This is a genomic window from Streptomyces viridiviolaceus (assembly GCF_014650995.1).
In the GTDB taxonomy this organism is placed as follows: domain Bacteria; phylum Actinomycetota; class Actinomycetes; order Streptomycetales; family Streptomycetaceae; genus Streptomyces; species Streptomyces viridiviolaceus.
Genome location: NZ_BMWA01000001.1, coordinates 341,927 through 363,216, shown reverse-complemented (window position 1 = coordinate 363,216; position 21,290 = coordinate 341,927). Strand labels below are relative to the sequence as shown.

General features: G+C 73.4%; 21 protein-coding genes. 15 read left to right on the top strand and 6 right to left on the bottom strand.

The window, feature by feature from the left end:
• Positions 1–12 precede the first annotated feature (12 nt).
• Both IE260_RS01465 and IE260_RS01460 read right to left on the bottom strand, forming a co-directional pair.
• Positions 13–759: an SDR family NAD(P)-dependent oxidoreductase gene (locus IE260_RS01465; RefSeq protein ID WP_189868558.1), complete on the bottom strand. Its 747-nt coding sequence runs from the start codon at positions 757–759 to the stop codon at positions 13–15.
• Between the two features lie 42 nt (positions 760–801).
• A complete protein-coding gene (locus IE260_RS01460; protein ID WP_268254910.1) occupies positions 802–1,218 on the bottom strand; it encodes a nuclear transport factor 2 family protein in 417 nt (138 codons plus the stop codon).
• 182 nt (positions 1,219–1,400) lie between these two features.
• Between IE260_RS01460 and IE260_RS01455 the strand changes: the two genes are divergently transcribed.
• The 3 genes from IE260_RS01455 (at position 1,401) to IE260_RS01445 (ending at position 4,204) form a co-directional block, all read left to right on the top strand.
• Positions 1,401–2,180, top strand: a complete 780-nt coding sequence (locus IE260_RS01455; protein ID WP_189868557.1) for a cyclase family protein — start codon at positions 1,401–1,403, stop codon at positions 2,178–2,180.
• Positions 2,181–2,369: 189 nt separating this feature from the next.
• Entirely contained in the window at positions 2,370–3,098 is a 729-nt protein-coding gene (locus IE260_RS01450) for a class I SAM-dependent methyltransferase (protein WP_189868556.1), read from the top strand.
• Positions 3,095–4,204, top strand: coding sequence for a DegT/DnrJ/EryC1/StrS family aminotransferase (locus IE260_RS01445; protein ID WP_189868555.1), 1,110 nt, complete (start codon positions 3,095–3,097; stop codon positions 4,202–4,204). Before IE260_RS01450 ends, IE260_RS01445 begins: the two co-directional genes overlap by 4 nt.
• 82 nt (positions 4,205–4,286) lie before the next feature.
• Here the strand turns inward: IE260_RS01445 and IE260_RS01440 are convergent, their stop codons facing one another.
• The 4 genes from IE260_RS01440 to IE260_RS01425 form a co-directional block, all read right to left on the bottom strand.
• Positions 4,287–5,723, bottom strand: coding sequence for an NDP-hexose 2,3-dehydratase family protein (locus IE260_RS01440; protein ID WP_189868554.1), 1,437 nt, complete (start codon positions 5,721–5,723; stop codon positions 4,287–4,289).
• Complete coding sequence (locus IE260_RS01435) at positions 5,720–6,679, bottom strand: NAD-dependent epimerase/dehydratase family protein (protein WP_189868553.1); 960 nt, start codon at positions 6,677–6,679, stop codon at positions 5,720–5,722. The genes IE260_RS01440 and IE260_RS01435 overlap by 4 nt, the downstream gene beginning before the upstream one ends.
• Before the next feature lie 9 nt (positions 6,680–6,688).
• On the bottom strand, positions 6,689–7,315 hold the full coding sequence (locus IE260_RS01430; RefSeq protein ID WP_189868552.1) for a dTDP-4-dehydrorhamnose 3,5-epimerase family protein: 627 nt from the start codon (positions 7,313–7,315) through the stop codon (positions 6,689–6,691).
• A gap of 67 nt (positions 7,316–7,382) precedes the next feature.
• Positions 7,383–8,672, bottom strand: coding sequence for an activator-dependent family glycosyltransferase (locus tag IE260_RS01425; RefSeq protein ID WP_189868551.1), 1,290 nt, complete (start codon positions 8,670–8,672; stop codon positions 7,383–7,385).
• Between the two features lie 247 nt (positions 8,673–8,919).
• Between IE260_RS01425 and IE260_RS01420 the strand changes: the two genes are divergently transcribed.
• The 12 genes from IE260_RS01420 to IE260_RS01365 all read left to right on the top strand — a co-directional run bounded on the left by IE260_RS01420 (position 8,920) and on the right by IE260_RS01365 (position 21,199).
• Positions 8,920–9,489 (top strand): PadR family transcriptional regulator, encoded by a 570-nt coding sequence (locus IE260_RS01420; protein ID WP_189868550.1) that lies wholly within the window; start codon positions 8,920–8,922, stop codon positions 9,487–9,489.
• 102 nt (positions 9,490–9,591) lie between these two features.
• A complete protein-coding gene (locus IE260_RS01415; protein ID WP_229880313.1) occupies positions 9,592–10,473 on the top strand; it encodes a hypothetical protein in 882 nt (293 codons plus the stop codon).
• 114 nt (positions 10,474–10,587) lie between these two features.
• Positions 10,588–10,923 (top strand): antibiotic biosynthesis monooxygenase family protein, encoded by a 336-nt coding sequence (locus tag IE260_RS01410; protein ID WP_189868548.1) that lies wholly within the window; start codon positions 10,588–10,590, stop codon positions 10,921–10,923.
• Entirely contained in the window at positions 10,920–12,188 is a 1,269-nt protein-coding gene (locus tag IE260_RS01405) for a beta-ketoacyl-[acyl-carrier-protein] synthase family protein (protein ID WP_189868547.1), read from the top strand. The genes IE260_RS01410 and IE260_RS01405 overlap by 4 nt, the downstream gene beginning before the upstream one ends.
• On the top strand, positions 12,185–13,429 hold the full coding sequence (locus IE260_RS01400) for a ketosynthase chain-length factor (protein ID WP_189868546.1): 1,245 nt from the start codon (positions 12,185–12,187) through the stop codon (positions 13,427–13,429). The genes IE260_RS01405 and IE260_RS01400 overlap by 4 nt, the downstream gene beginning before the upstream one ends.
• Positions 13,426–14,460 (top strand): ketoacyl-ACP synthase III family protein, encoded by a 1,035-nt coding sequence (locus IE260_RS01395; protein WP_189868545.1) that lies wholly within the window; start codon positions 13,426–13,428, stop codon positions 14,458–14,460. The genes IE260_RS01400 and IE260_RS01395 overlap by 4 nt, the downstream gene beginning before the upstream one ends.
• Entirely contained in the window at positions 14,457–15,506 is a 1,050-nt protein-coding gene (locus IE260_RS01390; RefSeq protein WP_189868544.1) for an acyltransferase domain-containing protein, read from the top strand. The genes IE260_RS01395 and IE260_RS01390 overlap by 4 nt, the downstream gene beginning before the upstream one ends.
• A gap of 155 nt (positions 15,507–15,661) precedes the next feature.
• Complete coding sequence (locus IE260_RS01385) at positions 15,662–16,912, top strand: cytochrome P450 family protein (RefSeq protein ID WP_189868543.1); 1,251 nt, start codon at positions 15,662–15,664, stop codon at positions 16,910–16,912.
• A gap of 34 nt (positions 16,913–16,946) precedes the next feature.
• A complete protein-coding gene (locus IE260_RS01380; RefSeq protein ID WP_189868542.1) occupies positions 16,947–18,227 on the top strand; it encodes an activator-dependent family glycosyltransferase in 1,281 nt (426 codons plus the stop codon).
• 97 nt (positions 18,228–18,324) lie between these two features.
• Positions 18,325–19,314: a dTDP-glucose 4,6-dehydratase gene (rfbB, locus tag IE260_RS01375; RefSeq protein WP_189868541.1), complete on the top strand. Its 990-nt coding sequence runs from the start codon at positions 18,325–18,327 to the stop codon at positions 19,312–19,314.
• A gap of 68 nt (positions 19,315–19,382) precedes the next feature.
• Positions 19,383–20,372, top strand: coding sequence for an ATP-binding cassette domain-containing protein (locus tag IE260_RS01370; RefSeq protein WP_189868540.1), 990 nt, complete (start codon positions 19,383–19,385; stop codon positions 20,370–20,372).
• Positions 20,369–21,199: an ABC transporter permease gene (locus tag IE260_RS01365; RefSeq protein ID WP_189868539.1), complete on the top strand. Its 831-nt coding sequence runs from the start codon at positions 20,369–20,371 to the stop codon at positions 21,197–21,199. The genes IE260_RS01370 and IE260_RS01365 overlap by 4 nt, the downstream gene beginning before the upstream one ends.
• The last annotated feature ends 91 nt before the right edge of the window (positions 21,200–21,290 follow it).

The window sequence follows — 21,290 nt, the reverse complement described above, 5'->3', positions numbered from 1 at the left end:
GAGCGGCCGGGATCAGGTCAGGGACAGCCCGCCGTCGACCGGGACGACCGCCCCCGTCATGTACCGGCCGGCCGGGTCCGCCAGCGTGGTGATCCACCACGCCACGTCCTCGGGGGTGGCCACGCGCCCCAGGGGGATCCGCTCGGCCAGCCGGTCCAGGAACGCCCGGTACTCGTCGGCGGACATGCCGACCCGTTCCCCGATGCCGGTGTCCGTCACGCCCGGCGCCACCGACACGACCCGGATGCCGCGGGGCGCGAGCTCGACCGCCCAGGTGCGGGTGAAGTGGTTCAGCGCCGCCTTCGTGGCCCAGTAGACCGAGTTGTCGGGGAACCCCTGGATGCCGAGGGAGCCCGCGGAGCTGACGTTGACGATCGTGCCGCCGGCCGCCTCCAGGGCGTCCAGCGCCGCCTGCGCCAGGAAGGCGGGCCCGACCAGGTTGGTGGCCAGCTGCTGCTGCGTGGCGTCCCGGTCGAGCTTGGCGAGCGGGGCGAACGTGCCGGTCCCGGCGTTGTTGACGAGGACGTCGAGGCGTCCGTACGCCCGCAGGGCCGCCTCGACCACCTTCTCGCCGGCACCCGGTTCGGTGACGTCCGCCACCAGGGTGCGGATGCGGTCGTGGCCGTCGGCCGCCGCCTCCAGCGCGGCCGCGGTGCGGCCCACGACCAGGACCCGGTCTCCCTGCGCGGCGAAGCGGTGGGCCGCCGCGCGGCCGATGCCGGTGCCTCCACCGGTGATGATGACTGTCCGAGGTGTCATGCCGAGGACGCTACGGAGGGCGGCTCGAACCGGGGTCGCGGTTCAGCCGTGCGGCCGGTCGTCGCGGCTGATCCGCCGCTGCGCGACGAGCAGTTCGCCGTCCTGCCGGACCAGGCGGTCCCGCATCACGCACGACAGAAGCAGCCGTGGGGCGCCGTGCCGCCGGGTGGCGAGGATCTGCACGTACGAGACGGCCTCGATGCCGTCGCCGGTCTCCTGGGCGGTCGTCATGGTCACGCAGTGCCGGTGGACCTCGGCGTCGGCGGCGCGCCGGCCGACGGCCGCCCGGGCACCCGCGGCGATGTCCTCCCGCCCCCGCACCGGCTCCGTCATCGAGGGTGCGGCGAAGGTGGCGTCGGGCGTGAAGGTCCGGGCCCACGCCTCGGCGGCACCCCCGTCGAGCAGGTGCATGTGGCGGGCGTAGAACTGCTGTATCTCCACGCTGTCGGTGTGCTTCACGAGCCGGCCTCCCCGTGTGGTGGACGCTGTCGGTCCCCGATGGTCCGGGACGTTCCCGGGCACCGACCCTCGCGCATGCGCGTCGATTCCCGCTCGAGGCGGCCCGCCCCCGCGTCGAGTGGTCTTCCAATGCCTTCCGAGCGGCGGCCGAGAGGCTGAGCCGTGACGTCCAGGAGGTGACCGTGCGCATCATTGACCTGTCCTCGCCGGTGGACTCCGGCTCCTTCGAGCCGGACCCGGTGGTCCACGACGTGATGTCCCCGCGAGAAGGCGCGCTCCACATGCGCGACGAGATGCGGCGCCATTTCGGGATCGAGTTCGACCCCGACGAACTGCCCGACGGCGAGTTCCTCTCGCTGGACCGGCTGAGTCTGACGACCCACACCGGTACGCATGTCGACGCGCCCTCGCACTACGGTTCCCGCACCTCGTACGGCACCGGCGTGCCCCGGCACATCGACGCCATGCCGCTGGAGTGGTTCCTCGCGCCCGGAGTGGTCCTGGACGTCCGGGGCCGCGCGGCCGGTGTGGTCGACGCCGCCGACCTGCGCAAGGAACTCGGCCGGATCGGTCACACGCTCCAGCCGTCCGACATCGTGCTCCTGCACACCGGGGCGGCCGAGTGGTCCGGGACGAGCCGGTACTTCTCCGACTTCGTCGGCCTGGACGCCAGCGCCATCGCCTTCCTGCTCGACGCGGGCGTCCGGGTGGTCGGCACCGACGCGTTCAGCCTGGACGCGCCGTTCGCCACCATCATCGCCGAGTACCGGCGGACCGGGGACCGCAGCGTGCTCTGGCCCGCCCACGTGGCCGGACGCCACCGGGAGTACTGCCAGATCGAGCGGCTCGCGCACCTGGAGGACCTGCCCGCGCCCCACGGCTTCCAGGTGGCCTGCTTCCCGGTGAAGGTGGCCGGTGCCGGGGCCGGTTGGGCCCGCGCGGTCGCCCTCGTCGACGAGTAGGGAAGGCCGTACGGGCAGCCCGGCCCCGGGGCCGCCCTCCGCACGGCACCTCCCGCGTCCTTCGCCGACCGCCCGACCGCCCGACCGCCGGCACAGGCCGGCCCGCACGCACGCCCGCCGGTCCCGGGAGCACCCGAGGACCGGCGCGACTTCTGGCGCCACGATCAGCAGCCGACCCGAGGAGAACCCATGTACAGCACGGACCTCGCCGAGGTCTACGAGACGGTGTACCGCAGCCGCGGCAAGGACTGGGCCGCCGAGGCCGAGGACATCGCGGCGCTGGCCCGCTCTCACGCGCCGGACGCCGACTCGCTGCTCGACGTCGCGTGCGGCACCGGCGCCCATCTCGGTCCCTTCAGCAAGCTCTTCACCGTCGCGGAGGGCGTGGAGATCGCCGCGCCGATGCGCGAGCTGGCGCTGCGCCGCCGGCCCGGCCTGACCGTGCACGAGGGCGACATGCGCGACTTCGACCTCGGCCGCCAGTACTCCGTCGTCACCTGCATGTTCTGTGCCATCGGCTATCTGGGCAGCGTGGCGGAGATGCGCTCCGCCGTCGCGGCCATGGCCCGCCACCTGGTCCCGGGCGGAGTGCTCGTCGTCGAACCCTGGTGGTTCCCCGAGCAGTTCGTGGAGGGCTACGTCGCCGGGGACTTCGCGCGTGACGGGGACCGCACGGTGGCGCGGATCTCCCACTCCACCCTCCAGGGACGGGCCACCCGCATGGAGGTCCGGTTCCTCGTCGGCGAGCCGACGGGCATCCGCACCTTCACCGAGATCGACGTACTGACCCTGTTCACGCGCGAGGAGTACGAGCAGGCGTTCACCGACGCCGGATGCTCCGTCGCGTACCAGCCGGGCCCCCCGACCGGGCGGGGCCTGTTCGTCGGTGTCAAGGAGCGGAAGGCGGACGGGCGATGACCACGTATGTCTGGGACTACCTGCGGGAGTACGAGGAGGAGCGCGAGGAGATCCTCGACGCCGTCGACACGGTGTTCCGGTCGGGCCGGCTCGTGCTCGGCCCCAGCGTGTCCCGGTTCGAGGAGGAGTTCGCCGCCTACCACGGCCGGGCGCACTGCGTGGGCGTGGACAACGGCACCAACGCCCTGGTCCTCGGCCTCCAGGCGCTCGGCGTGCAACCGGGCGACGAGGTGATCACGGTGTCCAACACGGCCGCCCCGACCGTCCTGGCCATCGACGCCGTCGGCGCCACGCCGGTCTTCGTGGACGTGCGCGAGGAGGACTACCTCATGCGCACCGACCTGCTCGCCGACGCCGTCACGGAACGGACCAGGGCCATCGTGCCGGTGCACCTGTACGGGCAGTGCGTCGACATGGCCGCGGTGACCGAGGTCGCCGGGCGCCACGGCCTGAAGGTCCTGGAGGACTGCGCGCAGGCGCACGGCGCACGCCACCACGGCCGGCTCGCCGGGACCATGGGAGACGCCGCGGCCTTCTCCTTCTACCCGACGAAGGTGCTGGGGGCGTACGGCGACGGCGGCGCGGTCGTCACCGAGGACGAGCAGACCGCGTCGAACCTGCGCCGGCTGCGCTACTACGGCATGGAGGACCGGTACTACGTTGTCAGCACCCCGGGACACAACAGCCGCCTCGACGAGGTCCAGGCCGAGATCCTCCGCCGCAAGCTCCGGCGCCTGGACGCGTACGTCGAGGGCCGGCGGCGCGTGGCGCGACGCTATGCGGACGGGCTGGACGGCACCGGCCTGGTCCTGCCCGCGAACGCGGTGGGAAACGATCACGTCCACTACGTCTACGTGGTCCGCCACCCGGAGCGGGACCGGATCATCGAGCGGCTCAAGTCCTACGGCATCGAGCTGAACATCAGCTACCCGTGGCCCGTGCACACGATGACCGGCTTCGCGCACCTGCCCTACCGGACGGGCGACCTGCCGGTGACCGAGCGGCTGGCGAAGGAGATCTTCTCCCTGCCGATGTACCCCTCCCTCGCGCAGGACGTCCAGGACAAGGTGATCGAGGCGGTCCGCACGGTCGTCGCCGAGCTGTGAGCGGGGTGTGAGCGGCGAACGCCGTGCCCCGGGGAGGCGACCGCCTCCCCGGGGCACGGCGTTCCGCGGTCGCGCCGGCCGGTCAGCCCCCGTGGTACAGGCTGTGCAGGCAGGCGATCAGACTGCGGGCCTGGACGTTGACGTAGTGGCTGTGCCGCAACAGGTCCGAGAGCTGGTGCAGGGTCATCCAGCGGTAGTCCGGGTGGCCGTCGGGGACGTCCTGGGAGGTCTCCACGATCATGTAGCGGTTGAGCGCGTGGTAGAAGCGGCCGCCCTCCTCGGAGAGCAGCGTGTCGAACCGGACCCGGTCGGGGCCGGCCTCCAGGACCTCGGACAGGAACGGCGAGGGGGCGGGGCCGGGCAGATGGGCGTAGCTCCGCGCCACGCACTGCACCGTCGGGCCCAGTTCCACCACGTCGAGGAAACCGGGCTCCACACGGGCGTGCACGAGGACGTGCAGCACCCCGGCGAACCGCCGGACCAGGAAGGCGATGACCCCCTGTCCCACCGGTTCGATCATGGGCTGGCACCACCGGCGCACCTCCCGGCCGCCGGCGTCGACCCGGACCCCGACCACGTCGAAGAACGCGCCCTCGTCGTGGCGGATCCGGTCCTCGGTGCGGGACCAGCCCCGCAGCTCCCTCAGCGGGATGCGGCGGACCACGATGTCGCTCGCGGTCCGCCGGTCGGTGATCCAGCCGAGCAGCTCCGCCGTGCCGTGCACGCTCGCCTGCCGGGGATCGCCGGAGCGCCGCAGCGCCGCCCGGAACCCGTCGCCGTCCGTCCGGCCGTCCTCGGCGACGCCGTCACCGGTGAACGGCAGACAGGACAGGACGGTCCGCGCGTCCATGTTCACGGTGTCCTCGCGGTGCAGCAGCTCGTGGATCTGACCCAGCGTCAGCCACCGGTACCCGTCCAGCGCAGGCACGGGTTCGGGCAGTTCGACGACGATGTTGCGGTTGCGCTTGCGGTGGAACCACGACCCCTGCTCGGACTGGCGTACGTCCGCGAGCACTCCCGGCCGGCTGTGGATGTCCAGGAAGTGCTCCAGGTACGGCACGGGCCGGCCCTGGTGGACCCGGGTGTAGTTGCTGCGGGTCGCCTGCACGGTGGGGGAGAGCTGGAGCCCGCCCACGTTGCCCGGCTCCACCTTCGCCTGCATCAGGTAGTGCAGCACACCGTCGACGGGCGCGGCGAGGATGCCCAGGATGCCGATCTCCGGCTGGTCGATGATCGGCTGCGTCCACCGCGGGACGCGTCCGCCGGGGTGGTCGACCTCCAGTCCGTGCACGGTGAAGAACCGGCCCGTCCGGTGCCGCAGATCACCGGTCGCGGGGTCGGTGACCCAGCCCTCCAGCGCGTCGAGGGGGACGTGCTCGACCCGGGTGTAGGCCCGCCGCGCGTGCTCGGCGAACCACTGGGGGAAGTCGGACAGGTCGCCGAGCGGGCCGGTGCGCAGCCGCGCCGAGGCGTCGATGCGCCGCTGCGCGGGTTCCCGCGTCGTGGCGGAGTTGCTCATGAGACCTCCAGTGACGTGGTGCCGGCGGCCGCTTCCCACATCGCCCGGATGGAGTCGCGGAGCGGGACGCGGGGACGCCAGCCGAGCGTCCGGGCGGCCAGCCGGATGTCCGCGCAGGTCCAGCCGCCGCCCTTGCTGGTCACCTCGGCGGGTTCGAGCCGTACGGTCGCCGGGTCCACCCCGGCGACGTCGAACAGGGCCTCGACCAGGTCGCGCATCGGCACCGCCTCGCCGCGGCCGATGTTGACGGCCAGGCCGACGGCCGGGGCGTGCAGCGCGGCGACGGCCGCCCGGGCCAGGTCGCGCACGTCGACGAAGTCCCGGCGGGCGTCGGCCACGTCGAGCGCGAGCGGCTCACCCGGGCCGAGGGCGCGCAGGCGGGCCACGACGGCCCCGAGGAAGCTCGCCGTGGTGGTGTGCGGTCCGCAGACGTTGACCGCGCGCAGCACGACGCCGTCCACCCGGCCGGCCCGGGTCTGCTCCAGCAGGTGCTCGGAACCGGTCCGCTTGGTCAGCCCGTAGGGGGTCAGCGGCCCCGGCTGGTGCCGCTCGTCGATGAGGACGCCCTCGGGGACGGGACCGTACTCGTGGATCGACCCCATCTGGACGACCCTGAGCCGCCGCGAGGTCGCCGCGCAGCCGTCGACGAGGCGTTCGAGGAGCTCGATGTGCGCGTACCGCATCTCGCGCGCGGTGGTGCCCCAGCCGCCGGTGGCGTTGACCACCGAGTCCACCCGGTGGCGGTCGAGGAGCGCGGCGAGTTCCCCGGGCGCCGCGGCGGCGACGTCGAGGGCCGCGAAGGCGGACGCGTTCGTGTGCGGGGCGGGGCGCCGGGCCACCGCGAGCACCCGGTGCCCCGAGCGGAGCAGCTCGTCGCAGACGCTGCGCCCGACGCATCCGGTGGCACCGAGGACGGCGACGGTCGCGGCCGGCCGGCCGTTCGTGGTCGTGGGCATCGCGGGCCCTCAGCGGGTGGCGACGGTGCCGGAGGACTGCCAGAGGCGTTCCTCGACCGCCGCCGACGCCGCGTAGTCGGGCAGCAGTCCCCGCGCGCGGGCCGCGGCGAAGGAGAGCGCCGCCCGGTCGCGGTCCGACTGCACCGGGTCGATGCCCGGCGGGATGCGCACGCCCAGTTCCGGGTCGAAGACGTCCACGGCGAGCTCGTGCTCCGCGACGTACGCCCCGGTGAGCAGGTACGACATCACGGTGTCGTCCTCCAGCGCGACGAAGGCGTGGCCCACCCCCACCGGGAAGTAGGAGGAGCGGAAGCGGACCTGGTCCATCTCGACCGCGTCCCACCGGCCGAAGGTGGGCGAGCCGACCCGCAGGTCGACCACGATGTCCAGGGCCCGGCCGCGCGCGCAGTACACGTACTTCGCGGTGCCGGGCGGCGTGACGGTGAAGTGGATGCCGCGGACCGTGCCCCGGCGGGAGACGCTGTGGTTGGTCTGCGCGACGGGGAAGTGCGGCCGGCCCAGGGCCTGCTGGAACGCCTCCTGCTGGAAGGGCGAGACGAACAGACCGCGGTGGTCGCGGAACTGCCGGGGGGTGAACTCGTACGCCCCCTCGACGTTGAGCTTTCGGACCTGCATCGCTGGGTTCACCCTCCGGGAAGTAGTCGGGTAGGTCGCGGCCGGCGGCGGGGTGCGCTGGCCCCGGTCACCGGCGGTGTTCGACGGCCAGCCGCTCCAGCGTGGGCACGACCTGGGCGGGGGCGGGGGCGGCGAGGGCCTCCTGCCGCAGGGCGCCGGCGTTGCGCCGGAAGACCGGTTCCTCCAGCAGGCGGACGAGGAGTTCGCGCAGGCCCTTGGCGCTGAGCTTGCCCGGCACGTAGAGCCCCGCCTGACGCTCCTCGAGGTAGCGGGCCTTGTTGATGGTGTCCCAGACCCCGTCGACGACGATCAGCTGGGGCACGCCGTGGATCATCGCGGTGCCGAAGCTGCCGGAGCCGCCGTGGTGGATCACCGCGTCGCAGCTGGGCAGCAGCGCGTCGAGCGGCACGAAGTCGACGGCGCGCACGTTGTCGGGGAGGGTGTCGAAGTCCTTCAGCTGGTTCTCGTCGAGGGTGGCGACGACCTCCACGTCGTCGAGTCCGGCGACCGCCTCGAGCAGATCGCCGATGGAGGCCCGGTCCGCGCCGAGCACCTCGCGGTGCGCCACGCCCAGCGTGATGCAGATCCGGCGGCCCTTCTTCGGCGGCTCCTGGAGCCACCGCGGCACCGTGGACTGGCCGTTGTAGGGCACGTAGCGCATGGGCACGTAGTGCAGGTCCACGGGCAGGCGCATGGACGCCGGCAGCGGGCAGACCGTGAAGTCGCCGGTCACCGCGGACTCCTCGAAGGCGGCGCCGTGCCGCTCCAGGCTCCAGGTGAGCCACTCGCGCAGCGGGTCGTCCCGCAGCTCGGGCGGGAGCGAGGAGAGCTGCTCCAGGAAGGTCTGCCGCATCCGGCCCGCCAGGTCCAGGCCGAAGAGAACCCGGCCGTGGGCGGTCCTGGTGGCCAGCGCGGCGATCGCCCCGGCGAAGGTCATCGTGTCCCACAGGACGAGGTCGGGCTTCCAGGAGCGGCAGTGCTCGACGAGTTCGTCGACCATGCGGTCGGAGCAGCAGTTCTGGAACACGACCGACGTCATCGCCGTGAACACCCCGAGGGTGTAGTCCCGGGTCAGCCGCTCCGGCCGGGTCTCGCTCATGTCGAGGCCGACCTGCGCCTGGCTCTCCAGCTGGTCGACGTCCTGGCCGATGTTCTCCTGCGTCTCCTGCATCTGCTCGTCGAGGTGCAGTTCCTCGCCGACGCCGACGGCGGTCAGCCCCGTACGGGTGATCTCGTCGGCGAGATCGGGATGGCTCGCGATCCTGACGTCGTGGCCCGCCGCCTTCAGGGCCCAGGCCAGTGTCACCTGCGCGTGCATGTGCGACTTGGCGGCGAAGGTGGTGAAGAGTACCCGCATCCCTACCCCTGTTCCGGCGAACGACCCGTGGTGGACGGCTCCACCCTCGGGCGGGCACCTCGTGCGGGAGTCGAAAGTCGTTGCAGGAGTGGTCGACCGGACGGTGCGAGGCCGGTCTTCCCCGTGCACGCGCCCGCGGAGAAGCGCAGGTCATGTACTACCGTGGGGGCAGTCGGCCACGACCGGCCGACCGCCGGCCCGCCAGGTGTGCCGGTGCGCGCCGCGCGGGAGATTCAGCAGGGAGACGATGTCAGCCACGAGATTGCTCGTCCTGGGTGTGGTGCGCATGCACGGCCGGGCACACGGCTATCTTGTCCGCTCCGAACTGCTCTCCTGGGGAGCGGACGAATGGGCGCACATCAAGTTCGGCTCGATCTACCACGCGCTGCGGCAGCTGGCGAAGGACGGTCTGCTGAAGTCGACCGACATCCCCGACTGGCCGGGCCGTGTGGACTACGAGCTCGCGCCACCGGGCGAGGAGGAGTTCTTCCGGCTGCTGCGTGACGCGCTGCGGCAGGGCAACAACCGGCCCGACATGCTCGGAGCCGCCCTCGTCCTGCTGCCGGCCCTCAGCCGCGACGAGGCCATCGCGCTGCTCCACGAGCGGATCGAGTCGCTCTCGGCCGAGCAGGGGGAGCTGGTCGCCCGGGTCGACGAGACCGCGGGCGAGCAGCCGCAGCGGGCCCACATCCGTGAGCTGCTCGGACTGTGGGAGCACACCGCAGCCAGCCAGGCGGCCTGGACCCGGGGGCTGATCGAGCGCCTGGAGGAGGGCCAGTACGTCATGGCGAAGGAGCGGCCGGCCGGAGGGAAGTGATCCGGCCGTTGCAACGGGATCGCGTGGATCCGGTTTCGCACAGCGTGATACTCAAGTTTGTGTATCCATGTCGCCCGCCCTGAGAGGACGACTGTGCCGATCATGCTGACGTCGGAAGACGTGGACGAGGTCTTCGATGACGTGGCCTTCCTGGAGGAGCGGTTCTCCGACGTCCAGCGGCTGCTGCTGGACGACCCGGCGGCCGGCCGCGAGAACCCGCTCACGCTCCCCGCCACACCCTGCCGCCTCACCGTGGGGCCGCACGTCCCCGGCCCGTTCGGGCCCTGCTTCGCCGTGCGCCTGGAGCCGTCCCCGCACGCCGGCGCGGCCCGGGTGGAACTGCTCCTCGCCGACGACGGCTCCCTGCTCGGCATCGCCGACGCCGGGGCACTCGACGGCTGGCGGACCGCCATCCCCTCCGGCCTGGCAGCCCGCTACCTGGCACCACCGGCCCCGCGCCGGCTCGGCCTGTTCGGCGCCGGCGACCCCGCGTGGTCCTGCCTGCTCGTCCTGCACCACGCGCTGCCCTCGCTGTGCGAGATCGAGGTCGTCGGCCACGACCCCGGCACCACCCGGCGGTTCGCCGCGGCGGCCGCCCGCCGCACCGGGCTGACGGTCCGTGCCTCGCAGGACGCCGCCGCGACCGCACGGCGCGCGGACATCGTCACCACCACCGGGGGGCACCCCCCGGTCCGGTCCGACTGGCTCTCCGCCGGTGCACTCCTCATCGACCACACCGCCGCCCCGCCCACCCCGGCCGTCCGGCACATCGGGCTGGCCGCCGGCGCCACCCCGCCCGCCCCGCTGCTGCTCGCCGAGGTCGTCGCGGGACGGGCCCTGCCCCGCCACGCCGGACGGGACATCGTCCACTACCGGGCCGGCGAACTGGCCGGGTGGAGCGCCCTGGCCGCGGCGGCCGGCTTCGGCGAGGCCTGGCACCGGGACGTCGGCACGCCCATGCGCCTGGGGCGCGGCATCCGCTGAGACGCGGCCCCGGTCCAGCCGTCTTCTAGGCCGTCGCGAGCCACGCCGCCGAGGGTTTCAGTCCGAACCCGGCGCACACCTCGCCGGACGCCCGGAGATGAGGAGACCGCTGCCATGTCAGCCGAGCAGCCCCGCACCGCACCCGACGGCCCGGCCACCTTCGTCAACAGCTTCACCCTCCGCGCCACGCCGGAGGAGTTCGAGGACGCCTTCGCCCGCACGGCGCGGTTCATGGAGCGCCAGCCCGGCTTCCTCGGCTACACCCTCGTACGCCACCTGGAGGAGCCGCACAGCTACGTCAACATCGCCCGCTGGAAGGACGTCGCCTCCTTCCGCGCGGCCGTCGGCCACGCCGAGTTCCGACCGCACGCCGAGGCCCTGCGCGCGATCAGCACCAGCCGCTCGAACCTGTACCTCGAGCGGCACAGCGCGACGGTGGAGGCGCGGTGACACGGCGCGTCGCGATCACCGGCATCGGCGTGGTGGCACCCGGTGGCATCGGGACCAAGCAGTTCTGGCAGACGATCACCGCCGGACGCACCGCCACCCGGACCATCAGCCTCTTCGACCCGGCGCCCTTCCGCTCCCGGATCGCCGCCGAGTGCGACTTCGACGCGGCGGAGCAGGGCCTGTCGCCCGAGGACGCCCGACGCCTCGACCGCGCGGCGCAGTTCGCCCTCGTCGCCCTGCGCGAGGCCGTCGCCGACAGCGGCCTGGAAACCGGCCCCGACACCGCCCACCGCACCGGAGTGAGCCTCGGCAGCGCCGTCGGCTGCACCGAGCGGCTGGAGCGTGAGTACGTGGCCATGAGCGGCGGCGGCGAGGAGTGGCTGGTGGACCACACCGCCGCCGGCCCCCACCTCTACGACCACTTCGTGCCCAGCTCGATGGCCGCCGAGCTCGCCTGGGAGGCCGGAGCCGAGGGCCCTTGCACCGTCGTCTCGGCCGGCTGCACCTCCGGCCTCGACTCGGTCGGGCACGCCGCGGACCTCATCCGTGAGGGCACCGCCGACGTGATGATCGCCGGCGCCACCGACGCCCCGATCTCCCCCATCACCGTCGCCTGCTTCGACGCCATCCGGGCCACCTCGCCCCGCAACGACGACCCCGCCACCGCGCTGCGCCCCTTCGACCGCACACGCAACGGCTTCGTCCTCGGCGAGGGCGCCGCCGTCCTCGTCCTCGAGGAACTGTCGGCCGCCCGGGCGCGCGGCGCCCACGTGTACGCCGAGGTCGCGGGGTACGCCTCCCGCGGCAACGCCTACCACATGACCGGACTGCGCACCGACGGACGGGAACTGGCCGCCGCCGTGGGCGCCGCCCTCGACCAGGCCCGGCTCGCGCCCGACGACCTCGGATACGTCAACGCCCACGGCACCGCGACCCGGCAGAACGACGTGCACGAGACCGCGGCCCTCAAGCGCGGTCTCGGTGCCCACGCCCACCGGGTGCCGGTCAGCTCCATCAAGTCGATGATCGGCCACTCGCTGGGCGCCATCGGGACCATCGAGATCGCCGCCACCGCGCTGGCGCTCGAGCACGGCGTCATCCCGCCCACCGCCAACCTCACCGACCCCGACCCCGAACTCGACCTGGACTACGTGCCCCTGGTCGCCCGGGAGCGGCGGATGTCGGCGGCGCTCACCGTCGGCAGCGGATTCGGCGGCTTCCAGAGCGCCATGGCGCTGCGCCGGCCCGAGGGGAGGGCCGCATGACCGCCGTCGTGGTCACCGGGATCGGCGTCGTCGCGCCCACCGGACTGGGCCTGGACGCCTACTGGGCGGCGACCCTGCGCGGCGACGACGGCATCCGGCGCGTGACGGCGTTCGACCCCGGCCGCTACCCGACGCAGCGGGCCGGCGAGGTCACCGGATTCGAGCCCGGCGAGCACCTGCCCGGCCGCCTGATCCCGCAGACCGACCGCATGACCCAGTTCGCGCTCGCCGCGTCCGACTGGGCCGTCGCCGACTCGGGCGTCGACCTGGACTCCGTGCCGGAACTGGAGCGCGGCGTCGTCACGGCCGGCGCCTCCGGCGGCTTCGGCTTCGGCCAGCGCGAGCTGCAGAACCTGTGGGGCGAGTCGCCCAAGAAGGTCAGCGCCTACATGTCGTTCGCGTGGTTCTACGCCGTCAACACCGGCCAGATCTCCATCCGGCACGGCATGAGCGGACCGGCCGGGGTCCTCGTCGCGGAGCAGGCCGGGGGCCTCGACGCCCTCGCCCACGCCCGCCGCCAGGTGCGGGCGGGCCGCCGGCTGATGATCTCCGGCGGCATGGACTGCTCGCTGTGCCCCTACGGCATGGCGGCCCAGCTGGCCGGCGGGAGGCTCGGCACGGAGGCGTACCGTCCCTTCGACAGCCGGGCCGCCGGCCATCTGCCCGGGGAGGGCGGGGCGATCCTGGTGCTGGAGGACGCCGAGCGGGCCCGTGCCGAGGGCCGCCGGTCCTACGGCGAGATCGCCGGGTTCGGCGCCACCTTCGACCCGCGGCCCGGGTCCGGGCGTCCTCCGGCCCTGCGCCGGGCCGTCGAGCAGGCACTCGCCGACGCCGGCACGCGGCCGGAGGACATCGCGGTCGTGTTCGCCGACGGCGCGGGCGTGCCCGAACTCGACGCGGCCGAGGCCACCGCGCTGACCGAGGTCTTCGGCGACCGGGGAGTCGCGGTGACCGTGCCGAAGACGGCGACCGGACGCCTCTACTCGGGTGCCGGACCGCTCGACGTGGTCGCCGCCCTGCTGAGCCTGCGCGACCAGGTGGCACCGCCGACGCTGAACGTCGACCGGGTGCCGGACGCCTACGGCCTCGACCTCGTCGTCGGCCGTCCCCGCCCGGTCTCCGGATCGGCGGCGCTCGTCCTGGCCCGCGGCTTCCACGGGTTCAACAGCGCCATGGTCGTACGGGCCCCCGCACCCGCCGGTGCGGTTGCCGCCCGCTTCGCCGGCGGGGCGGCGGCATGAACGGCGGCGAGCTCTACATCAGGGGCACCGGCACCTGGCTGCCCCCCGCCGAACGGGTCGCGGACGCGGTCGCCGACGGCCGCTGCGACGCGGCCGTCGCCCGCGCCACCCGTATGGAGTCGGTGACGGTATCCGCCGCGGAGGCGGCCCCCGAGATGGCCGCCCGGGCCGCCCGGGTCGCCCTCGACCGGGCCGCCGCCGAACCCGGCGACATCGACCTGGTGCTGCACGCCAGCTTCTACTACCAGGGCTTCGACCTGTGGGCCCCCGCCTCCTACGTCCAGCGGGCCGCCGTCGGCAACCAGTGCCCCGCGATGGAGGTCCGGCAGGTCTCCAACGGCGGCATGGCCGCCCTGGACCTGGCCTGGGCCTACCTGGCCGCCGACCCGGCCCGGGCCTGCGCCCTGCTCACCACCGGGGACCGCTTCTGCCCGCCCGGCTTCGACCGCTGGCGCAGCGACCCGGGGACCGTGTACGGCGACGGCGGCACCGCGCTCGTCGTCTCCCGGCACTCCGGGTTCGCCCGGGTGCGCAGCATCGCGACCGTCTCGGTGCCCGGCCTGGAGGGCATGCACCGCGGTGACGACCCGTTCGGACCCGCCCCGTTCAGCCACCGGACGGTCGTCGACCTGGAGGCCCACAAGCGGGACTTCCTGGCCCGGCACGGCGTCAGCCCGACCGTCGCCCGGGTGTCCGCCGCCCAGGAGGCCGTCGTCAAACAGGCGCTCGCCGACGCGGGCGCCGGCCTCGGCGACATCGACCGGTTCGTGCTGCCCCACCTCGGCCACCGCAGACTGCACGTCGCCTACTTCGCCAAGTTCGGCATCGCCGCCGAGGACAGCACCTGGGAGTGGGGCCGGACGGTCGGCCACCTGGGGGCCGGTGACCCCTTCGCGGGGTTCGACCACCTGGTCGCCGGCGGACGGCTCGCGGCCGGCGACCTCTGCCTGCTCTTCGGCGTCGGCGCCGGGTTCAGCTGGTCCTGCGCCGTGGTCGAGATCCTCGACACGCCCACCTGGAGGGCCCGATGAGTCAACTGCCAAGGCCGCGCGCGGAGTCGACGGGCGGCGCGACGGCACCTGCGGGACGCCGGCACGCCCTCCTGCTGCCCGGCCAGGGCGCCCAGCACGTCCGCATGGCCGCCGGCCTCATGACCGCCGAGCCCGTCTTCGCCGAGGCGATGGACGAGGCCCTGACCGCCCTGACGGAACTCGGCCCGCTCGGCGACCGGCCCGCCGGTCTGCGGGAGGACTGGCTCCGGTCACCGGACGCGGCGGTCATCGACCACGTCACGCGGGCCCAGCCGCTGCTGTTCGCAGTGGACTACGCCCTCGGGCGGCTCGTCCTCGGCTGGGGCGTGCGTCCCGCCGCGCTCCTCGGCCACAGCATCGGCGAGGTCGCGGCCGCGGTCCTCTCCGGCGTCTTCACGCTGCGCGACGCCGCCGCCCTGGTGCACGACCGCGTCACCCGGCTCGCGGACGCCCCGCCCGGCGGCATGGCGGCCGTCGCCGCCACCCCGGACGAAGTGGCCCCCTTCCTCGGCGACGAGGTGGCCGTCGGAGCCGTCAACGCCGCCCGGCAGACGGTCCTCGCCGGACTCGACGCACCGCTCGGCGCCGTCACCGAGGCGCTGCGCGAGGCGGGTTTCGTGGTGCAGCGGGTACCGGCCTCGACGGCGTTCCACAGCCCGGCGCTGGCACCGGCCACCGGCGGCGCCGCGGACCGGATCGCCGCCCTGCCCGCCGGCGAGCCGGGCATCCCGGTCATGTCCGGGTACACGGCCCGGTTCCTGACCCCGGCGGAGGCGAAGGACCCGGCCTTCTGGTCCCGCCAGCCGGTGGCACCGGTGCTGTTCTGGCCCGCCCTCGACGCGCTCCTCGCCACGGAGGACCTCGTCCTCGTCGAGGCCGGCCCCGGGCAGGGCCTGTCCCAGCTCGCCCGCCGCCACCCCGCCGTACGCTCCGGATCGTCCGCCGTGATCTCCCTGCTGCCCGCCCGCCCCGGGCCGCCGGAGGCGGACGTCGCCGCCCTGCGCGCCGCCGCCGAGGCCCTGCGGGAGCACGCGGGGGCCGTGTAGCCGGTGTCGAGTGCCCTTGGAGCCACCCGGCCTAGCGTCGCCCGTGACGCTCACCCCGGCCGGTCGTCCCCACGGCCTCCGCCCCGCCTCCTCTCCTCTCTTCCACCCCTTCCACCACCTCTTCCACCACCTCAGAACTCTCCCAGGACGGTGTCATGCTGACTGAGCAGACCAACAGCGAGTTGGGCCGGCATCTGCTGACCATCCGAGGCGTCCAGTTCATCTTCGGCGCCCAGGGCGACCCCTTCGCCCGGATCCTGCGCGCCGGCGAGGACGACCCGCTGGGCCACGGCGCGCGCGCCCGTGAACTCGGCCTGCACGAGAGCAGCGTCGGCGCGTGGGTCACCGCCGGCCGGGACCTCGGCGCCCGGATCCTGGCCGACCCGCGGTTCTCCCCCCGGCACGCCGAGGAGGGCCCCCAGCACCACCCCGGCGTCGACGTCTGGGAGAACCCGCTGCTCTGCCACGTCGTCCCGCTGGACGACGCCCACCTGAACCGCGACCCGGACGACTACCGGCGGCTGGCCGAGGCCGCCACCGAACTGCTCGGCGCCGAGCGGCTCGACGCACGGCGGCCGGAGATCGAGCGGACCTGCCGCGAGGTGCTCGCCGGCACCGGTGAACGGTTCGACCTGTACCGGGACTTCGCGGTTCCCGCCGCCCTGCGCGTGGTGGCCGACCTGCTGGACCTGCCCGCCGGGACGCGCGAACGCCTCCCCGAGCTGCACGCGGGCCTCGCCACCGCCCTGGACGCCGGGCAGTGCCCGCAGCAGCTCGCGACGGCCAGGGCACTGCTGGACGCCGTGTCGCAGCTGTCCGCCGAACTGACCGCCCCCGGCGGCGAGGTCCGCGCCCGGGGCCTGGCCGGGCTCGCCGCGGCCACCCCCGAGGAGGCGGCCGCGATCGGGGCGCTCGCCGTCGTCGTCGGCGTGGAGGTCACCGCCACCGCCGTGTGCAACGCCGTGGAGACGCTGCTGGAGCACGACGGGCAGTGGGAACGGCTCGCGCAGGACCCCGCCGGGGTGCCGGCAGCGGTCCGGGAGGCACTGCGTCTGGCCCCGCCGGTGCGCTTCGAGAGCCGCATAGCGCGCGAGGAGGTCGAGCTCGACGGGAAGACGATCGAGGCCGGCCGGCGCGTGGTGGTGCTCGTCGACGCCGCCAACCGCGACCCGGAGGCGTTCGCCGACCCCGACGCCTTCGACCCCGGCCGCGGCGACGGCGACCGGCAGCTCACCCTGCTCGGCGGGCCCGCCGCCCCGGTCACCGAGGCGCTGGTCCGCGTCCAGACCGAGGCCGCGATCCGGGTCCTCACCGAAGTCCGGCCCGGCCTGCGCCCGGCCGCCGACGTACTGCGCCGCATGCGGTCCGCGGTGCTGCACGGCGTCCTGCGGTTCCCCGTCGCATGACCGGGACCGCCGTCACGAGGGGAGGAGGAGCCCGGTGCGAGTACTGCTGACCGCGTTCGCGCAGGACGCCCACCTGAACGCCGTCGTCCCGCCGGCCTGGGCGCTGCGCACCGCCGGGCACGAGGTGCGGGTCGCCAGCCAGCCGGCCGCGGTCGACGGCATCACCCGTGCCGGTCTGACGGCCGTGCCCGTGGGCGAGGACCACCGGATGGACGACGTCATCCGCACCGTCGGGCCCGGGATGCTGATGCACCACCTGGACCGCGACTACCTGGAGAACCGTCCCGAACGGCTGAGCGTCGACTATCTGCGGGCCTCCAACGCGATGCTCACGGCGACCTTCTACAGCCAGATCAACAACGACTCCATGATCGACGAGCTCGTCGAGTACGCCCGGTTCTGGAAGCCGGACCTCGTGCTGTGGGAGCCGTTCACGTTCGCCGGGGCCGTCGCCGCCAAGGCGACCGGTGCCGCACACGCCAGGCTGCTGGGGTTCCCCGACCTCTTCGCGAACACCCATCTCACGCTGCGCCGGCGCCAGTCGGAGCTGCCCGAGGAACTGCGCGACGATCCGCTGGAGGAGTGGCTGGCGTACACCCTCGACCGGCACGGCGCCGCGTTCGACCCCGAGACGGTCACCGGGCAGTGGTCCGTCGACCAGATGCCCCCGGGCGTGCGGATGGAGCTGGGCCTGCCGACGGTGCCCATGCGCTACGTGCCGTACAACGGCCCGGGCCCGGCCGTCGTACCGGACTGGCTGCGCCGGCCCCCGCGGCGTCGCCGGGTCTGCCTCACCCTCGGCCTCACGATCAGGGACACCGAGTTCCCCAACGCGGTGGACGTCGACGAGGTGTTCGCGTCCCTGGCCGAGCTGGACGTCGAGGTGGTGGCGACCCTGAGCGAGAAGGAACTCGCGCAGGTGTCCCGAGTGCCCGACAACACCCGGGTGGTCGACCACGTGGCCCTGCTGGCCCTGCTGCCGAGCTGCTCGGCGATCGTGCACCACGGCGGGGCGGGCACGTTCGCGACCGCCACCGCGTACGGGGTGCCGCAGGTCGCGCTCGGCTGGATGTGGGACGCCATCTACCGGGCGCAGCGGATCGAGGAACTGGGCGCGGGTCTGCATCTGCACTCCGAGGGGCTGAGCGTGGAAGTCCTGCGCGACAAGCTCGTCCGGGTCCTCGACGAGCCCGGCTTCCGGGCCGGCGCGCAGCGGCTGCGCAGGGCCGTGCTCTCGACGCCGGCACCCAACGAAGTGGTCCCGGTGATCGAAAAACTGACGGCACGTCACCGATCGGGGACGGTCGCCCGCTGACCGGCCGGGGCCGGCTCGGGGGAGCGGGCGGCCGTGCCCGCTCCCGCCGCGGCCGGAGCGGACTTCCGATCGGACTCACGAGCAGAGGGGAAGAGGCGTGAACATCCTGGTGACCGGTGCCGCCGGGTTCATCGGCTCGCACTTCGTGCGCACGTTGCTGGACGGCGGTTATCCCGGGCACGAGGGCGACCGGGTGACCGTCCTGGACAAGCTCACCTACGCGGGGACGCTGGCCAACCTGCCCCCGCACCACGCCCGGCTGGACTTCGTGCAGGGCGACATCTGCGACGCGGAGCTGCTGGAGAAGGTCTTCCCGGGGCACGACGCGGTGGTGCACTTCGCCGCCGAGTCGCACGTGGACCGCTCGGTCGAGGGCGCCGAGGCGTTCGTGCGCACGAACGTCCTCGGCACCCAGGCACTGCTCGAGGCGGCGCTGCGCCATGACGTCGGGGTGTTCGTGCAGGTCTCCACGGACGAGACGTACGGGTCGATCGACGAGGGGCGCTGGAACGAGGACGAGCCGCTGCTGCCCAACTCCCCGTACGCGGCCTCCAAGGCGGCGGCCGACCTGATCGCCCGCTCCTACTGGCGCACCCACGGGCTGGACGTGCGCATCACCCGGTGCGCCAACAACTACGGCCCCGGCCAGCATCCGGAGAAGCTGATCCCGCTGTTCGTGACCCGGCTCCTGGACGGCGAGCCGGTCCCGCTGTACGGGGACGGCGCGAACCTCCGGGAGTGGCTGCACGTCGACGACCACTGTCACGCGGTGCGGCTGGTCCTGGACGGCGGCCGGGCGGGCGAGGTCTACAACGTCGGCGGGGGGACCCATCTGTCGAACAGGGAGATGACGGGGCGTCTGCTGGCGCTGTGCGGGCGGGACTGGGACCTCGTGCGGCACGTGGCCGACCGCAAGGGGCACGACTTCCGGTACGCGGTCGACGACGGCAAGATCCGCCGCGAACTGGGCTACGCGCCGCGCTGGTCGCTGGAGGACGGGCTGCGGGAGACCGTCGCCTGGTACGCCACCCACCGCGACCACTGGGAGCCGCGGGAGGACCGGGAGGCCGGGTCTACTAAAACTTGAATATCCTGAGCGCTCTGCCCTATGCTCGCCGGGTACCCAAATTTGAGCACCCGAAAGAAGGGGCGGGCATGGGCGGCGCCGATATGGCGATCCAGACCGAAGCTCTGAAGAAGAAATACGGCGACAAGGAGGCACTCTCCGGACTCGATCTCCAGGTACCGCGAGGCGTCGTCTACGGGCTCCTCGGCCCGAACGGCGCAGGGAAGACCACCGCGGTCCGCATCCTCTCCACCCTCCTGAAGCACCACGGGGGAACCGCCCGGGTGGCCGGCTACGACGTCGCCCGCCAGTCGGCCCAGGTCCGCTACAGCATCGGACTCCTCGGGCAGCACGCAGCCGTGGACGAGGACCTCAGCGGGCGCCAGAACCTGGTGATGTTCGGGCGCCTGTACCACATCGGCAAGCGCAACGCCCAGCGCCGGGCCGACGAACTCCTGGAGCGCTTCGGCCTCACCGAGGCCGCCGGGCAGCCGGCGAAGCAGTACTCGGGCGGCATGCGGCGGCGCCTCGACCTGGCCGCCAGCCTCATCCTGGCGCCCTCCGTGCTCTTCCTCGACGAGCCCACCACCGGACTCGACCCCCGGGGCCGCAACGACGTCTGGGAGTCCGTGCGCGGACTGGTCGGCGAGGGCCGCACCGTCCTGCTGACCACCCAGTACCTCGAGGAGGCCGACCAGCTCGCCGACACCATCTCCCTCATCGACGAGGGCAGGGTCGTCCAGACCGGTAGCCCCGACCAGCTCAAGAACAAGATCGGCGGCGACCGGATCGACGTCGTACTGCGCCGGCCGCAGGACCTCGGCCCCGCGACCCGCATGATCTCCACGCTCATCGGCGCCGAGCCGGAGACCGACGCCGACAACCGCCGGATCAGCGTCGTCGTCGAGGACCGGGTGGCCGCCCTCACCGCCGTCGCCCGCTCGCTCAGCGACGCCGGCCTGGAGGCCGAGGACATCGCCCTGCGGCGGCCCACCCTCGACGAGGTGTTCCTGAGCCTGACCGGAAACCGCACGGCCACGTCCGCCGAGCCGAGCGCGAAGGAGGTCGCCTCCTCATGAGCGCGATCATCGCCCCCGAAGTGCCCACCAACCCCCTCGCCAAGCTCGGCTGGATCCTCGCGGACTCCTGGACCCTCACCCTGCGCGGACTCTCCCACTGGGCCCGCAACCCCACCCAGATCCTGGCCGGCCTCGCCTTCCCGATCCTGATGGTGCTCCTCTTCGGTGGCATCTTCGGCAGCGGCATGCAGGTCGAGGGCGGCGGGGACTACATGGACTTCCTGATGCCCGGCATGTTCGTCATGTCGATGGCCTTCGGCATCGGCGAGACCATGGCCGGAGTCACCGCCGACGCCTCCAAGGGCGTCACCGACCGGTTCCGCTCCATGCCCATGTCCGCCGCCTCCGTCGTCATCGGGCAGAGCATCGTCAACATGCTCTACAGCACCGTCGTCCTGATGATCCTCATGGGATGCGGCGCCATCGCCGGCTGGGAGTGGACGGGCAGCTTCGGCGAGGCGGTCGGCGCCTTCGGGCTCCTGCTGCTGCTCCGCTTCGCGCTGCTGTGGGTCGGCATCTACCTCGGCCTGGTCATCAGCACCCCGGAGGCCGCCTCCGCGGTGTACACCCTGCTCTTCCCGCTCGGCATCGTCGCCAACACCTTCGCCTCCCCGGAGATGATGCCGGGCTGGCTCGCGGCCATCGCCGAGTGGAATCCGCTGTCGTCGACCGCCCACGCCATCCGTGAGCTGTTCGGCAACCCCGGGGTCGGCGGCACGTCGTGGATCGCGGAGCACGCGATGCTCATGTCCTTCGTGTGGCCGCTCGCGATCTTCCTTGTCTTCTTCCCGCTGGCCGTCCGCAAGTACCGGGCCCTGAGCCGGTAGCCGCACCGCCCCTCGGACCGGGGTGTGAGCCGGTTCCTCCCCCGCATCGGCTCACACCCCACTTCGTCGCGCCCGCACCGTCCGTGGCGCC

Bases quoted from the DNA above. Each gene is read 5' to 3' on its own strand.
- IE260_RS01465 (WP_189868558.1), bottom strand. From the start codon at position 759: ATGACACCTCGGACAGTCATCATCACCGGTGGAGGCACCGGCATCGGC.
- IE260_RS01450 (WP_189868556.1), top strand. From the start codon at position 2,370: ATGTACAGCACGGACCTCGCCGAGGTCTACGAGACGGTGTACCGCAGC.
- IE260_RS01445 (WP_189868555.1), top strand. From the start codon at position 3,095: ATGACCACGTATGTCTGGGACTACCTGCGGGAGTACGAGGAGGAGCGC.
- IE260_RS01440 (WP_189868554.1), bottom strand. From the start codon at position 5,723: ATGAGCAACTCCGCCACGACGCGGGAACCCGCGCAGCGGCGCATCGAC.
- IE260_RS01435 (WP_189868553.1), bottom strand. From the start codon at position 6,679: ATGCCCACGACCACGAACGGCCGGCCGGCCGCGACCGTCGCCGTCCTC.
- IE260_RS01430 (WP_189868552.1), bottom strand. From the start codon at position 7,315: ATGCAGGTCCGAAAGCTCAACGTCGAGGGGGCGTACGAGTTCACCCCC.
- IE260_RS01425 (WP_189868551.1), bottom strand. From the start codon at position 8,672: ATGCGGGTACTCTTCACCACCTTCGCCGCCAAGTCGCACATGCACGCG.
- IE260_RS01420 (WP_189868550.1), top strand. From the start codon at position 8,920: ATGTCAGCCACGAGATTGCTCGTCCTGGGTGTGGTGCGCATGCACGGC.
- IE260_RS01415 (WP_229880313.1), top strand. From the start codon at position 9,592: ATGCTGACGTCGGAAGACGTGGACGAGGTCTTCGATGACGTGGCCTTC.
- IE260_RS01410 (WP_189868548.1), top strand. From the start codon at position 10,588: ATGTCAGCCGAGCAGCCCCGCACCGCACCCGACGGCCCGGCCACCTTC.
- IE260_RS01400 (WP_189868546.1), top strand. From the start codon at position 12,185: ATGACCGCCGTCGTGGTCACCGGGATCGGCGTCGTCGCGCCCACCGGA.
- IE260_RS01395 (WP_189868545.1), top strand. From the start codon at position 13,426: ATGAACGGCGGCGAGCTCTACATCAGGGGCACCGGCACCTGGCTGCCC.
- IE260_RS01390 (WP_189868544.1), top strand. From the start codon at position 14,457: ATGAGTCAACTGCCAAGGCCGCGCGCGGAGTCGACGGGCGGCGCGACG.
- IE260_RS01385 (WP_189868543.1), top strand. From the start codon at position 15,662: ATGCTGACTGAGCAGACCAACAGCGAGTTGGGCCGGCATCTGCTGACC.
- IE260_RS01370 (WP_189868540.1), top strand. From the start codon at position 19,383: ATGGGCGGCGCCGATATGGCGATCCAGACCGAAGCTCTGAAGAAGAAA.
- IE260_RS01365 (WP_189868539.1), top strand. From the start codon at position 20,369: ATGAGCGCGATCATCGCCCCCGAAGTGCCCACCAACCCCCTCGCCAAG.